The sequence below is a fragment of the Achromobacter sp. 2789STDY5608615 genome, from assembly GCF_001298995.1.
GTDB classification, from domain to species: Bacteria; Pseudomonadota; Gammaproteobacteria; order Burkholderiales; family Burkholderiaceae_B; genus Achromobacter; species Achromobacter insuavis.
This window is the reverse complement of sequence record NZ_CYTY01000004.1, coordinates 53792-69186: the sequence shown is the minus strand read 5'-3', so window position 1 is coordinate 69186 and position 15395 is coordinate 53792. Positions and strand designations below refer to the sequence as shown.

The window sequence follows — 15395 nt, the reverse complement described above, 5'->3', positions numbered from 1 at the left end:
GCTTCTTCTACAGCTTGCCGAGACGGTCGCCGCGCGCAAAGCCGATCAGCGGCTGCGTGATGCCGCGGCCCACCGCCAGCACCTTGAACAGTTCGCCCATCTCGGCTTCCGACAGCAGCTTCTGCACGGGCGCCACCGCTTGCGCGTAGGCCTGCGCATCGGTCGGATCCAGCTGCGCCAGCAATTCCATCAGCCCGGCGTTCATCAGGAAGCGCGCCTGCGACGTATAGCCCAGCACCTGCAGGCCGGCCGCCTGCGCCGCGTCCGCCATGGCGGTGAAGTCGACGTGCGCCGTGATGTCCTGCAGGCCGGGGGCGGTGAACGGGTCGCCATGCGCGTGGTGGCGCAGATGGCACATCAGCGTGCCGCCGGCGCGCTGCGGGTGGTAGTACTCGTTGCGTGGAAAACCGTAGTCGATCAACAGCGCCGCGCCCTGTTCCAGCCAGCCGTTCAAGCCGTCGATCCAGGCCTCGGCCTGCAGGTTGATCTCGGACACATAGCCCGGCAGCGCCGGCATGCGCGCCGTCACCGCGTCGGCCAGGCGCGGCGGGGCTGGCCGGTCTTCCCAGACAAAATCCTGTGCGGCGTCCAGCGCCACGCCGCGCTCCAGCACCACGCCGTCGTCGCTCCAACGGAACAGCGATACCGGCATGGCGTCCAGCACCTCGTTGGCCAGCACGCAGCCACGAAAGCCCGTGGGCAGCGCGTCCAGCCAGCGCACCCGGTCGCCGAACGGCGCCAGCCGCTCGACCTGGCGCGCGCGCAGGTCGGCCGACACTTCGAGAATCAGGTACTGCGTGTCCGGCAAGCCCTGCGCGTCCAGCTCGCGCAGCACGCCTTCGGCCAGCGCGCCGGTGCCGGCGCCGAACTCCAGCACCGCCTGGGTATCGGTCTGCCGCAGCACCTGGGCTGCCTGGCGCGCCAGGGTGCGCGCGAACAGCGGCGTCAATTGCGGCGCCGTGACGAAATCGCCTGCGGGTGCGCGTGCATCAGCTTGCGCCAGCTTGACGTTGCCGGCCGCGTAGTAGCCCAATCCCGGCGCATACAGCGCCTCGGCCATCCAGTGATCGAACGGCAGCCAGCCTGAAGCGGCCGCGATCGCGGCGCGCAGGTGCGCGGCGGCGGCGTCGCTGTGGGCCTGGTCGGCGGGAGAGAGGGGGGGCAGGTTGGCGGGAGCGGGGCGTTGCATGGCGAAAGAAGGGCGTCGTGAATAAGGCATTTTCCCAAAAAACAAACCCCGCGACAGGCGCGGGGTTTGCTGGGTAGCCTCAGGGCTTAGCCGCGGCGGGCGCCGGCCGGCTTGTTGAAGCGCTTGGCGGGGCCGCCGGGGCGCTTGTCGAAGCTGGGACGGTCACGGAAGCCGCCTTCCGGGCGGTCGCCGCCGCGGAAGCCGCCTTCGCGCTGCGGACGGTCGCCGAAGCTGGGGCGATCGCTGAAGCTCGGGCGCGAATCGCGGTCGCCGCCACGGAAGCCGCCTTCACGCGGGCCGCGCTCGTTGAACGGGCGCGGGTCGCGCTGCGGGCGATCACCGAAGCTGGGACGGTCGCCGAAGCTGGCGCGGTCGTTGTTGTAGCTCGGACGCGAATCACGGTCGCCGCCGCGGAAGCCGCCTTCACGCTGCGGACGGTCGCCGAAGGGACGATTGCCCTGGTAGCCGCCTTCGCGCTGGGGACGATCGCCGAAGCTGGGACGATCGCTGAACGAACGGGCCGGGCGGTCGCCGAACGGGCGATTGCCTTGGTAGCCACCAGCGCCGCCTTCGCGGGCGCCCTGGTAACCGCCTTCACGCGGCTTGAATTCGCCACGCGGGCCGCCGAACGAACGGCCTTCACGCGAACCGCCTTCACGGTGACCCTGGTAGCCGCCGCCGAAGCCGCCCGGGCGCTTGCCAAACGGCTTGCCGCCGCGCGGCGCGCCGCCGGTCGAGGGACGCGGGGTGCGCTTGGGTTCCAGGCCGGCGATCACTTCGGGCGTGATGGACTGGCCGATGTAGTGTTCGATGCGGCGCACCTTGTGGCGCTCGGAGTGCGTGGCCAGCGTGAACGCCAGGCCATTGCGGCCGGCGCGGCCGGTACGGCCGATACGGTGCACGTAGTCTTCGGCCTGCATCGGCAGGTCGAAGTTGACGGCGTGGCTGATGCCCTGCACGTCGATGCCGCGGGCGGCCACATCGGTGGCCACCAGGATGCGCAGCTGGCCGCGTTGCAGTTGCGACAGCGTGCGGGTGCGTTGGCGCTGGTTCATGTCGCCGTGCAGGGCGGCGGCGGCAAAGCCCTGGTCGGCCAGACGGTCGGCCAGATCATCGGCGCCGCGCTTGGTCGACGTGAAGACGATGGCCTGGTCCAGCGAGGCGTCGCGCAGGACGTGGTCCAGCAGCTGCATCTTGTGGCTGGCGTCGTCCGCGTACAGCAGGCTCTGCGTGATGTTGGTGTGCTTTTCCTTGGCGCCGGCGATCTCGATGCGTTGCGGATCGCGCATCATGCGCGCGGCCAGCTTGGCAACGGTGCCGTCCAGGGTGGCCGAGAACAGCAGCGTCTGGCGTTCGGCCGGCAGGCGGCCGATGATGGTTTCGATATCCTCGATGAAACCCATGTCCAGCATGCGGTCGGCTTCGTCCAGCACCACCGTGTGAACGGTGTTGAGTTTGACGCGGCCCGAGTTCAGGTGATCGATCAGGCGGCCGGGGGTGGCGACCAGCACGTCGACGCGGCGCGACAGCGCCTTCAGTTGCGCGCCGTAGGGCATGCCGCCGACAACGGTGGCGGTGCGCAGGTCGGCCAGCTTGCGGCCGTAGGTGGCGGTGGCGTCGGTGACCTGCAGGGCCAGCTCGCGGGTCGGGGTCAGCACCAGCACTTGCACGCCGACGCCCTTGTTGGCGGGCATCTGGGCGATGCGGTGCAGGGCCGGCAGCATGAAGGCCGCGGTCTTGCCGCTACCCGTCTGCGAGGACACCATCAGGTCGTGGCCGGCCAGCGCTTGCGGAATGGCCGAGGCTTGCACGGCGGTGGGGGTGCTGAAGCCAGCTTCTTGCAGGGCCGACAACAGAGCGGGCGCGAGGCCCAGGTTTTCGAAAGACATAACTTTCCCTTGCCGCGATCAAATGCGACGCAGTGCTTGGTCGGGCCAGGGGATTAGGCGGCCGGATCCAGGCGACGGTTGATGGAGCATCGTGCCGACCGAATCAACCGTGCGCGTGGCGCGTTCCCGTAATGCTGCTTGGAACGCAGGGCGAAAGGAAAGGAGGTCAGGAATCGATGATGTTCGGCATGGGCCTGGGCTTGGTTGCCCGGCAGACTGCTGAAATTTCCGCTAAATCAAGGCGGTAAATGCCGAACTCGTTTGGTGCAGTGCGGCGATCATAACCCGAATTCGCCTTGCAGGGGAATTGTTTTTTTGTCCAGCCCCCAATCAATAGGGTTTTTCCCTTGGTCGGCCAGCCACCGGTTGGTCGCCAGGAAGTGGCCGCAGCCCAGGAACGGCACGGGCGGGCGCCGGGCGGACAACGGCGAGGGATGATTGGACATCAGGACCAGGTGGCCACTGTTGTCCGGAAGCAACGCCTGCTTGGCCTGGGCGTGCGCGCCCCACAGCATGAAGACCTTGGGCGACGGATCCTGCGCGACCCGGGCGATCAGGGCGTCCGTCACCGTTTCCCAGCCACGCTTGGCGTGCGAGGCGGGCTGGCCGTCTTCCACTGTCAGCGCGGTATTCAGCAGCAGCACGCCCTGTGCGGTCCACGGACTGAGGTCGTTGCCGGCCGGCAGCGGCGTGCCCGGATATTCCTGGGCGATCTCATTGAAGATGTTGCGCAGGCTGGGCGGACGCTTGCAATCGTCGGGCACGGAAAACGCCAGCCCCTGGGCTTGGCCTGGACCGTGATAGGGATCCTGTCCCAGGATCACCACCCGCACATCCGATGGCGCCAGCCCGTGCAAGGCGCGAAACGGTTCGGCCGGATACACCACCGCGCCTTCGGCCAGGCGCTTTTCCACATGGGCGGTCACGGCCTCCAGCGCCGCGGCGACGCGCGGGGCCTGCAGGGCGGCCTGCCAGGCGGCGGGCAATTGCGCCGTCTGGGCGGCGAGGGCGGAGGGAATCAGGCGGTTGTCGATTGGCATGGGCGCGATTTTGGCACAGCGCGGGCTGCGTCAGCGTGGCCGGCAATGTGGGGTTTCCAGGTGATTTCAGACTGTTCCCATCGCCAGCCGCCGCCCGGAACGCTAACTTGTCGACGTAATGGTATGTAACTGCATGACCATTGTTCCGGCGTTGCATATTCTCGATTGTCGCCAGAAAATCCGTGAAAAAGCTGGCATAAATTGAAATATGCGCTTAATTAATCCGATTTCTCTCCGTTATGGGAAGAAACCGGTAATTTCAATAAGAAACACGTGCATACCATCGTATCGCGAAGCCGCCTCCGGCAGAGGCTGCTTCCCTGCCTGGCGCTGTCCGTTTCGTCCATCGCCTTCCTGACCTTCCTGCCCCCGCTGGCCGCGCAATCCCTGCCCGTGGAGGCCGCCACGCGCGCCAGCGAGATCCAACGCCGCCAGGAGCAGGAGCTCGACGCCCAGCGCGCCCGCGCCGCCGAACGGCCGGACGTGCTGTCGGCGCCGCCCGCCGTCGCCGGCGAGGGACCGCTCGTCTTCCCCGAGGAATCGCCCTGCTTCACGATCGGCCAGGTGGTCTGGGATGGCGCCGGCCCGCCGACCGCGTTGCGCCGCGACGCCGAGACCACGCTGGGGCAGTGCATCGGCGGGCAGGGGCTGCGCGTGCTGCAGGAACACCTGATGGCGCGCCTGATCGACCGCGGCCAGATCACCGCCCGCGTGCTGGTGCCGGAGCAATCGCTGGCCACGGGCACGTTGACGCTGCGCTACGTGCCCGGCCGCGTTTCGGGCGTCAAGAGCGAGGGCGCGCCCGGCTGGTGGCGCACCGCGCTGCCCACTTGGCCGGGCGGCGAGGTCAACCAGCGCGACCTCGACCAGGCGCTGGAAAACATCCGCCGGCTGGCCGGCCAGGCCGACGCTTCCATCGACGTGGCGCCGGGTCCCGAACTGGGCGACTCGGACATCATCATCAAGCCCGGCACCGGCAAGCGCTGGCACGCCTATGTGGGCGGGGACAACGCCGGCATGGAGTCCACCGGCAAGAACCAGGTCAACGCCGGTCTCACGCTCGATTCGCCGCTGTTCCTGTACGACCAGTTGTCGGTCTCCTGGAACAGCAACGCCGACCTGCGCAACAGCGACGCCGGCTCGCGCGCCGCTTCCATCAACTACAGCATCCCGTTCGGCTACTGGACTTTATTCGCCGGCGCCAGCAAGTCGCGCTACCGCCAGACCGTGGCCGGCTTCGACGAGCCCATCGTCTACGGCGGCACCAGCAAGCAGGTGGAAGCGGGCGTATCGGTGGTGCCCTACCGCGGCGCCAGCTACAAGGGCACCGCCATGCTGAAGTTCCTGCGCAAGCGCGCCAACAGCACCCTCAACGACATCGACATCGAGGTGCAGCGGCGCGACGTGGTCGGCTACGAGTTCAGCTATGGCCATCGCCACTATATCGACCAGATGGTGCTGGACCTCGGCGGCGGCGTGCGCGGCACGCTGCCCCAGTTCTCCGACCAGCCCGGCTACGTCTACGGCGATCCCGACTGGAACGGCCGCAGCACCATCCTGACGGCCAATGCCGGCCTGTACCTGCCCTTCAAGGTGGCCGGCCAGCAGCTCGCCTATCAAGCCAATTGGCAGATCCAGCGCGCCAAGACGCCCATCGTGCCCGCCGACTACTTCACCATCGGTAACCGCTACGCGGTGCGCGGCTTCGATGGCCAGATGACGCTGGCCGCGGAAGACGGCTGGACCCTGCGCAATGACCTGTCGTTGAACCTGGGCAACCTGGGCCAGCAACTGTACGCCGGCCTGGACGCCGGCCGCGTTGGCGGCCCGGCGGCGCAGTACCTGGCCAGCCGCACCCTGGTTGGCGCGGTCGCGGGGTTGCGCGGCCGCATCGCCGTGCCCGGGGTTGCCAATGCGGTCAACGCCAGCTACGACCTGTCGGCCGGCTGGCCGCTGAAAAAGCCCGACAACCTGAAGACCCAAAGCACGGTCTTCGCCGCCACGCTGATGTTCGAGTTCTAGACCGGGCGGGGCCCGTGCGCCCCGCCCGCCGTCCGACAAGTTGCTTCACGCTTACCGGGAGTTGCCTCGCCATGTCCAAGCTTCGCTCCGCAGTTGTCTGGTTGGTCCTGTACACGCAGATCTGGACGCCCGTCCTGGCGCAGACGCTGCCCATCTCCGTCGACAAGAGCGTGCCGGGCCAGAAGCCCGTGGTGGGCGTGACCAATGGCGTGCCGGTGGTCAACATCGCGCCGCCTTCGGCCGGCGGCGTCTCGAACAACCGCTACACCCAGTTCAACGTCGGCCCTTCGGGCGTGGTGCTGAACAACAGCGGCGCGGCCAGCCAGACGCAGCTGGCGGGGCAGGTCGCGGGCAACCCGATGCTGGGCAACCAGCGCGCCGCCACCATCCTGAACCAGGTGACGGCGCCCAACCCGTCGCAGCTGATGGGCATGCTGGAAGTGGCGGGCAACCGGGCCAACGTCATCGTCGCCAACCCGGCCGGCATCACCTGCAACGGCTGCGGCTTCCTGAACGCCAACCGCGCCACGCTGACCACCGGCAAGCCGGTCATCGGTCCGGATGGCACGCTGGGCTTCGATATCACGGGCGGCCGCCTGGGCATCGAAGGCGCGGGCCTGTACGGCGCCAACCTCAGCCAGCTCAACCTGATGGCGCGCACGCTGGAACTGAACGCGCAGATCTGGGCCAACGACCTGAACGTGGTCGCGGGCGCGGCTCGCGTGGGCTATGACGGCATCGACGTCTCCGCCCTGACCGGCGCCGGCGTCGGCACCGGCGTGGCCTTGGACGTCGCCGCGCTGGGCGGCATGTACGCCAACAGCATCCGCCTGATCGGCACGGAAGCCGGGGTGGGCGTGAACATCGGCGGCAACCTGGCGGCGTTGACCGGCACGCTGACGGTCAGCGCCAACGGCGACGTCCGGATCCAGCCGTCGGGCCGGCTGCAGGCCGCCACCAACCTGTCGGTGCAAAGCGGTCGCGACATCGTCAACGACGGCACGGTCGCCGCGGGCGGCGCGCTGGGCTTGAACGCCGCCGCCACGGTCATCAACAACCAGGCCATGTCCTCGGCGGGCAACGCCAGCGTCGTGGCGCGCCAGCTGGAAAACCGCGGCGGACTCACGGCCGGCCTGCAGGCCGATGGCTCCATCAGCCCGCTCGGCGCGTTGAGCGCGCAGGTGGACCAGTTGCTCAATCCCGGCACGCTGGTGGCGGGCGGCGATGCCGCCATCACCGCGAATGTCCTGGGGCTGTCGGGCGGCAAGCTTGTCGCCGGCGGCGCATTGCGCGTGGACGCCACGGGCGCGGTCACCAATCGCGGCGGCTCGGTCTATGGCGGCTCCGTGGCATTGCGCGCGGCCGGCCTGGACAACACGGGCGGCAAGCTCACCAGCGGCGCGGCGCTCGACGGCCAGGTGGCGGGCGCCATCGACAACACCGGCGGCACGCTGGCCGGCGCCGGCGCGGTGGACCTGCGCGGCCGCTCCGTGGTCAACGCGGCCGGCGGCGTGGTTTCGGGCCAGAGCGTGGCGCTGCGCGGCGCCGACGGCATCGACAACCAGGGTGGTTCGGTGCAGGCCAACGACGCCTTGCGCGTCGAGACGGCGGGGGCGCTCGACAACCGGGGCGGCAAGCTGCTTGGCGGCAGCGCCGACATCCAGTCGGCCAGCCTCGACAACCGCGGCGGTATCGCCCAAGCCGACGGCAAGCTCGCCGTCACCAACAGCGGCGCCCTGCAGAACCAGGGCGGCGGCCTGTATGGCGGCACGGCCGATCTCAAGGCGGGCAGCCTCGCCAACGCCGACGGCAAGATCGCCAGCGGCGGCGCGCTGGATGTCACCACCCCTGGCGCGATCGACAACACCGGCGGCACCATCGCCGCCCAAGGCCTGGCCTCGCTGGACGCGCAGCGCCTCGTCAACCGTCGCGGCATCGTCGCCGCCAATGGCCTCACGCTCAAGACGCAGGGCCTGCTGGATAACAACGCCGGCCTGATCCAGGCCGACAACGCGCTGGTCCTCAACGCCGGCAGCCTGAGCAATCGCGACACCCTCGCCAACGGCGTCGCCGGCGCGGGCGGCACGGCCGCCGGCGCCCTCGGACTGATGGGCAAGCAGGTCACGCTGAACGCCGGTTCCATCGACAACCAGGCCGGCCGCATCGGCGCCGGCCAGGACCTTGGCCTGACCACCGGCGCGCTCGACAACGCGCGTGGCAACGTGTCGTCCGACGCCAATGCCAAGCTCGCGTTCAGCAGCCTGGCCAACGGCGGCGGCGCGCTGACCGCCGGCGCCTCGCTGGAGCTGGTCACCGGCAACCTCGACAACGACGGCAAGATCCATTCGGGCCAGGACCTGAAGATCACCGCCGACACGCTGACCAACCGCGCCGGCGGCGAATTGATCGCGGTGCGCAACAACGAACTGATCATCGGCGGCCTGCTGGCCAACGCCGGCCTGATCGACGGCGGCTACACGCTCATCAATGCCGGCAATCTCCTCAACACCGGCCGCATCTATGGCGATCGCATCGGCATCAAGACGCCGCTGCTGCAGAACGAACCCAACGCCGTCATCGCCTCGCGCGGCGACATGGACCTGGGCGTGGGCACGCTGACCAATCGCGAGCACGCGCTGATCTACGCCGCGGGCGACTTGCGGCTGGGCGGCACGCTGGACGCCACCGGCCAGGCCACCGGCCAGGCCGCGCTGTTGTCCAACGAGTCCGCCACCATCGAGGTCGAGCGCAACGCCGACATCGCCGCGGCCAGCATCCAGAACCGCAACCTGCACTTCGCCAGCGAAAGCGTCGAGGTCGGCCGCGAAGCCAAATGGTTCTATCGCCTGGACGGCACCACCGACATCGTCGACGGCGAAGGCATGTGGTTCTGCAACACCGTCAAGTCCATCTGCGGCCGCGACCCCAGCTGGATGGGGCAGTACGACGAGCGGCGCCTGCTGATGCCGTCCGCGCGTTATCCGGAAAGCCAGTATGGGCCGCCGTTCGATTACAGCAACATCCAGGAGGACCAGCAGGGGCGCGCGGGTGTCAGCGCGCCGATCGGCCTGGCGTACATTCCGGAGATCTATGACTGCAGTGGCGGTGACGCGGGCAACTGCTACACGAATCCTGCCCAGTTTCTCTACAAGCCGGACGCCAAGATCTGGTCCGTATTCGAAGTGGAGCGCCCCAGCGGAATCCGGCGGCCGCCGTCGCCCGATGACTGCGGCTGGCGTTGCCCCGCGGATCTGGCCCAGCAACAGGCCCAGTACGACCACGACCTGGTGCTGTACGACACGCTGAACGAGAAGATCAAGGCCTTCAACGCCGACTTCCGCGGCAGCCGCATGATCAAGGACTTCACCTTCTACCAGGTGACCGAGATCACGCGCGAGACCCGCATCACGGAGAGCGATCCAGGCAAGATCATCGTCGGCGGCAACGCGCGCTTTTCCGGCAACATCGTCAACGACAAGAGCCGCATTCTCGCCGGCGGCACCCTGAAAACCGAGGGCGGCGCGCTGAGCAACGTCGGCGCCGAGGGGCTGCGCACGGTCGATCGTGTCGGCACCATGGCCTACACCTACGAGAAGAACGACTCCCGCAAGTACAACCGTTCCGACTACAACGCCACCGTCCTGGCCGAACGCATCGAGACCGGCCTGGGCGACGCGAAGGGCGGCGTCGCGGTCACGCCCTCCGTCCCGGCGCCCGGGGCCAGCACCGTCGTCCAGGCGCTGCCGCCGGCAACGCTGACGCGCATCACGCTGCCCGGCAACCAGACCATTGCCGTCGTCGTGCTGCCGCCGACCATCCCGACCAGCAAGCTGTACCAGGTCATCACGGCGCCCAACGCGCCTTACCTGATCGCCACCGACAGCCAGTTCGTCGGTTCGCGCGCCGTGGTGTCCAGCGACTTCCTGCTGGAGAAACTGAAGCAGGACCCGGGCCACATCCTCAAGCGCCTGGGCGACGGCTTCTACGAGCAGAAGCTGGTGGCCGAGCAGGTCATGCTGGCCACCGGCCAGCGTTTTGTCGGCGACTACACCGACAACGAAACCCAGTACAAGGCGCTGCTTACCGCCGGCGCCGACTTCGCCAACCAGTTCGGCCTGGCCGTGGGCACCGCGCTCACCGAAGAGCAGATGCGCCATCTGACCAGCGACATCGTCTGGATGGTGGAGCAGACCGTCACGCTGCCCGACGGCACGCAGCAGAAGGTGCTGGCGCCGCAGGTCTACCTGGCCGTCAAGCCGGGCGACCTGCGCGGTGATGGCACGCTGATCGCCGGTCGCGACACGCAGATCAGCGCGACGGGCGACGTGGACAACAGCGGCACCCTCGGCGCGCGCAACGCGTTGGTGGTGGATGCGCAGAACGTGCGCAACACCGTGGGCACGATCCAGGGCAAGACCGTTAACCTGAATGCGCGCAACGACATCGACAACCTGGCCGGGCTGCTCAAGGGTGACGGCGTCACGCTGACCGCGGGCCGCGACATCAACCTCACGGCCAGCACCCAATCGAACGTGCGTGGCGGAATCAGCAACACCATCGTTGACGGGGTTGCCCGTATCGACGCCGGAACGCTGAATGCGCAGGCGGGCCGCGACGTCAACGCCCAGGCCGCCGCCATCGTCGCCAGCGGTGACGCGAGCATTCGCGCCGGCAACGATATCAATCTGATTGCCGCGGGGACGAGCTATGGGGAATCCTTCAACTTCGGCAAGAAGAACCGGTCGGAGATGCGTACGACGGAAGACGTGGGAACCCGCATTGCCGCTGCCGGAAATCTGACGTTGATGGCCGCGCAGGATATCAATGCCATTGCCGCGCAAGTGTCTTCCGACAAGCAGTTGGCGGTGGGAGCGGGGCGCGACATCAATGTGCTGGCGGGGGATTCCAGCGGGTATACGTATAACGAGATTTACTACAAGACGAAGGGGTTCCTTTCCAGTAAGACGACGCACCGCGTCAAGGAAGCGTCTTGGACCCAGGCGGTGTCTTCCACCTTCACCGGCGATAGCGCCGTGATGGTGGCTGGGCGTGATCTGAATGTGCTGGGTTCCAATGTGGCGGCACAGAACGACTTGGTTATGTCGGCGGATCGCAATGTCAATATCGTTGCCGAAAAGAACTCCGCCAACGAATACCAGTACGAGAAGATCAAGAAGTCCGGCTTTGGTGGACTGGGAGGCCTCAGCTACGGATCCCGTCAGACGACGGATTGGATGGACACCAAGCGTGGCCTGAATACTGGTAGCACCATCGGCAGTGTGACGGGGGACGTACTGATCAACGCGGGCGGTTCGTTGAACGTGCTTGGCAGCGATGTCCTGGCACGGCAAGGCGACATCACCATGATCGGCCGGGACGTCAGTATCGTTGGCAGTTTCGACACGATGCGCCAGCGTGAAGTGCACGAGATGAAGCAGTCTGGCTTCAGTGTCACGGCCAGCACACCTGTGGTCAGCGCCATGCAAACGGCCGGACGTATGGCGGAAGCATCCGGAAAGTCCGGCAATCCTGTCATGACCGCGCTGGCGGGTGGAACCACAGCGCTTGCGGCCAGTAACGCCTATGACGCAGTCAAGGCCGCCGGCGCGGTAAAGGACGCCGGTGCCATCGACAAGATGGGCGGCGGCAGCATCAAGATTAGCTTCGGCAGCAGCAAGAGCAGCAGCACTACGGATAGAAGCTCGTCCACCTCGGTCGGCTCGAACATTGCCGCGGGCAGGGATCTGACGATTGTCGCAAAGGGTGCGGGGAGCGCATCGGACATCACGGTTTCAGGTTCCAACCTGTCGGCGGGTAACAATGCCGTTCTGAAGGCCGATGGCGATATCCTGCTGCAGGCGGCCAAGAATTTCTACGAGCAGAAGACGGATAGCAAGAGCAGCGGATTCAGTATAGGTATCGGCTACAGCACCGGCACATCCAACGGCTTGACGGTGGAGTTGGGAGCCTCCATTGCACGGGGCAAGGAGAACGGCCGGGACGACAGCTGGACCAACAGTTCCATCACCGCGGGCAACGTGCTCGCATTGCAATCAGGCGGAGACACGACGCTAAGAGGCGCATCCGGAAAGGCGGAGCAGATTCTGGCCTCGGTCGGAGGCAACCTGTTGCTGGAGAGCCTGCAAGATACAAGCACGTACACCTCAAAACAGACCAGCGCTGGCGTGAATATCACGTTGTGCATTCCGCCATATTGCTATGGCCAGAGTACGGCTGCCGCTAACTTCGGCACCGGCAAGATGAACAGCAACTTCAAGTCTGTCACTGAACAGACGGGTTTGTGGGCGGGCGACGGCGGGTTCCTGATCGACGTCAAGAACAACACGACCTTGATCGGCAGCGTCATCGCCAGCAGTGACAAGGCTGTAGCGGAGGGCCTGAACAAGCTCAGCACGGGCACCCTGGTCACGCAGGACATCAAGAACTCCGCCAGCTACAGCGCCAATCAGATTGCGGTAGGCGGTGGCTTCGGGTTTGGCGGCGGGGCCTCGAAAGAGGGGTCGGCGGGGCTGGGCACCACCAAGGGCAACCAGGTGGCGGGCGGCGCGGCCAAGGACGCAGGCACTTCCTTGGCGTCGAGTGGGGGCTTTTCCGCCAATCTACCGACCGTGGTTGCGGCCAGCGGCAATAGCAGTTCCACGACCCAAAGCGCCATCAGTGGCGGCACCATCATCATCCGCGATGAAGAAGGACAGCGGGCGCTGACAGGCAAGACTGCGGCGGAGATGATTGCGGCGCTGAATCGGGATACGTCGGATACGTTGAACACGCTAAAGCCGATCTTTGACAAGGAGAAGATCGAGGCGGGGTTTGAAATCGTGTCGGAAGCCAGTCGGCAGACGGGACAGTTCTTGACGAATCGGGCTAAAGAGGCTGATGCGCTCAAGAAGGCAATGGATGACGAGACCGACCCTGCGCTAAAGAAAGATCTCAAGGCTCGGTATGAAGAAGCAGCCAAATGGGGGCCGGACGGCTCGTATCGGATTGGGTTGACCGCAATTTCGGCCGCTGCGGGAGGAAACGTCACTGGAAGCGCGGGTCAATTCCTGCAGTCCGCCGCGGCGAACTATCTGCAGGCGTTAGGCGCAGGCAAGGTGAAGCAGATTGCTGATGCGTTGGATAGCGAGGCGGCTCGGACAGCGTTACAAGGCTTGGTGGGTTGTGCTGGAGCTGCAGGTCAAGGAAGTAGTTGTAGTGCTGCCGCGGCAGGGGCGGCTGCGAGCGTGGTCCTCAACAACCTCATCCAGGGGCTCTCTGCTCAAGACGCGAAAGAGTTGACGGCCGAGCAGAAAGAAGCACGCGTCAACCTTGTCGCTAGCCTTGTCGCTGGCCTTACTGTTGCATTGGGTGGAGATAGCGCTGTCGCGACGTTGGCCGCCCAGATCGAGACCGAGAACAACTATCTCGGGCAGAAACCCGAGGGGTTCTGGGCTGCCGAACAGCGCCAATTCGACGCGGCAATCGCTTCTTGCGGTCCCGGGAATCCAGATGCCTGCAATCGGGCGCGAGAACTGGGAGGCATATCGGCGCAACGCGACAAAGACCTGGCAAGCGCCTGCGCGGATCGGACATCTCCCCTGTGCGGCGTGGCAATCCAACTGGCAACAACGAGCGGTAACGTTGTGTTCTTCGATCAGCACGGTGTGCCTTTTGCCGTGCCGGCTGATTCTCCTATGATTCAAGCGACGCCCGATCCTCGCGATGGAAGTTGGCATTACACGATCGCCGCCAGTGTTGCTGAGGGACTGGCGATTGATAGTGGTGGCGGGGCGCTGATGGGCGTTGGCTCAGCAATCCGAGGCTTATTTAGACCTGGCGTGGCGGAAATAGCCGCCGGGGCAAAAGGAACGAAGGTCCTGAATCGAGCTACGACAGGCATTGAATGGGGTAAAGGCATTCAGGGGCAGGGGCTACCGTGGGAAAATTACTTGGCGACCCAATTGCCCTCGGGGTCCCGGCTGCCAGCCAAATTCAAGACTTTCGACTTTTATGAGGCCTCGACGGGTACTGCAATTAGTGCCAAAACGCTGGATACGACAACAGTTGCGAGATTGACGAATCCTGCTCAGATATATTCCTCGTTGAAAGGAAACATCAACGCTGCTGCCAAATTTGAATCATATAAGCTTGCAGACGTTCCCTTGAATAGCGGCATGATCAATTCACGAGAGCTTCATGTTGCCATTCCTGCGAAGACGACATCCGCGCAATGGGATCAAATAAATAGGGCGATCGACTATGGTCATTCCCAGGGTGTGAAATTAATCATAACGTTGATAAAGTGATTGAGAATGAGCGGACCTGCCAAAAAACCTTGTATCTACGTTAAGTCAAATAATGAATTCATTTTCTTGGAAACGTACTCCGGGTATTGGAATTTTCTACCGGATTCAGAAGGGGAGCGGTACTTGTTGTCGCATTCTTCTTCCGATGCTGATCTAGGTTCAGCTGCGATTGCAGCAATTTCTGCGAGTCGCCAAATTGATCCAAAAAATGATCCGAACTTTTTTGATATTGCTGGGCGGGTCGTTCCAAAATACAAAGATTGGGTATCCGAAATGATGGAGAGGTTTGGGTATAAAACCAAGCGGTCCATGTTCAAGGATATGAAGAGTTGTTCGGTGGAATTGGTGGGGGGGGCATATGTAATGCAGCCTAGCCATCATGAAAAGCTGGAAGCTTGGAGCGGAGAGGGGTTGACTGAAAATGATTATGTGCTCCTGCCAGCGGATAGCTCCTCGGAGCGAGTGGGCGCTGCCTTGCGGTTGACTCTCGCCCGGTGCACGTAAAAAGGGAGCCTTGTCGGCTCGGCCCCCGTTTTGCCCGTCCGTCGTTTAATAGCAGGATATGTCCTGTTTCTCAACCGGCAAGCCTTCGGCTTCCGAGAAGCTGCTACTTGAGTCAATTCAAAAGCACGCCGAATGGAAGTTGAAGGTCCGTTCCGCCATCAGCAGAAAGGAACAGATGGATGCGGAAACCATCGGCAAGGACAATTGTTGCCAGCTTGGGGTCTGGCTATATGGTGAAGGGAAGCTGAAATACAGCGCCAAACCCGAGTTTGGCGCAATCATCCAGAAGCACAAGGTGTTTCATGCCGAGGCGGGCAAGATCGCCCGGCTGATCAACAGCAATCAGTACGCGTTGGCGGAAAAGGAGATGGGCACGGGCACGCCGTATTCCCAGGCTTCCAGCGCGGTGGGCGCGGCCATCATCGCGTTCAAGCGGCACCTGTAG

At 65.1% G+C, this 15395-nt stretch carries 7 protein-coding genes; 4 read left to right on the top strand and 3 right to left on the bottom strand.

The window, feature by feature from the left end; all coding sequences use genetic code 11:
• Positions 1–7: 7 nt before the first annotated feature.
• From AOZ49_RS04605 to AOZ49_RS04595, 3 genes are all read right to left on the bottom strand, one after another.
• Positions 8–1189: a class I SAM-dependent methyltransferase gene (locus AOZ49_RS04605; protein ID WP_054430743.1), complete on the bottom strand. Its 1182-nt coding sequence runs from the start codon at positions 1187–1189 to the stop codon at positions 8–10.
• 86 nt (positions 1190–1275) lie between these two features.
• Positions 1276–3078 (bottom strand): DEAD/DEAH box helicase, encoded by a 1803-nt coding sequence (locus tag AOZ49_RS04600; RefSeq protein ID WP_054430742.1) that lies wholly within the window; start codon positions 3076–3078, stop codon positions 1276–1278.
• A 278-nt stretch (positions 3079–3356) separates the two neighbouring features.
• Entirely contained in the window at positions 3357–4118 is a 762-nt protein-coding gene (locus AOZ49_RS04595) for a uracil-DNA glycosylase (protein ID WP_054430741.1), read from the bottom strand.
• Positions 4119–4391: 273 nt separating this feature from the next.
• Here AOZ49_RS04595 and AOZ49_RS04590 point away from each other — a divergent pair, with 273 nt between their 5' ends.
• From AOZ49_RS04590 to AOZ49_RS04580, 4 genes are all read left to right on the top strand, one after another.
• A complete protein-coding gene (locus AOZ49_RS04590) occupies positions 4392–6140 on the top strand; it encodes a ShlB/FhaC/HecB family hemolysin secretion/activation protein (RefSeq protein WP_054474489.1) in 1749 nt (582 codons plus the stop codon).
• Between the two features lie 71 nt (positions 6141–6211).
• Entirely contained in the window at positions 6212–14446 is an 8235-nt protein-coding gene (locus AOZ49_RS04585; protein WP_231690243.1) for an endonuclease toxin domain-containing protein, read from the top strand.
• A 6-nt stretch (positions 14447–14452) separates the two neighbouring features.
• Positions 14453–14950, top strand: coding sequence for a contact-dependent growth inhibition system immunity protein (locus tag AOZ49_RS31620; protein WP_082380334.1), 498 nt, complete (start codon positions 14453–14455; stop codon positions 14948–14950).
• Positions 14951–15008: 58 nt separating this feature from the next.
• Complete coding sequence (locus tag AOZ49_RS04580; protein ID WP_054474488.1) at positions 15009–15395, top strand: CZB domain-containing protein; 387 nt, start codon at positions 15009–15011, stop codon at positions 15393–15395.

Coding starts and splice junctions, on each gene's coding strand:
- AOZ49_RS04605 (WP_054430743.1), bottom strand. CDS start 1,189: ATGCAACGCCCCGCTCCCGCCAACCTGCCCCCCCTCTCTCCCGCCGAC.
- AOZ49_RS04600 (WP_054430742.1), bottom strand. CDS start 3,078: ATGTCTTTCGAAAACCTGGGCCTCGCGCCCGCTCTGTTGTCGGCCCTG.
- AOZ49_RS04595 (WP_054430741.1), bottom strand. CDS start 4,118: ATGCCAATCGACAACCGCCTGATTCCCTCCGCCCTCGCCGCCCAGACG.
- AOZ49_RS04585 (WP_231690243.1), top strand. CDS start 6,212: ATGTCCAAGCTTCGCTCCGCAGTTGTCTGGTTGGTCCTGTACACGCAG.
- AOZ49_RS31620 (WP_082380334.1), top strand. CDS start 14,453: ATGAGCGGACCTGCCAAAAAACCTTGTATCTACGTTAAGTCAAATAAT.
- AOZ49_RS04580 (WP_054474488.1), top strand. CDS start 15,009: ATGTCCTGTTTCTCAACCGGCAAGCCTTCGGCTTCCGAGAAGCTGCTA.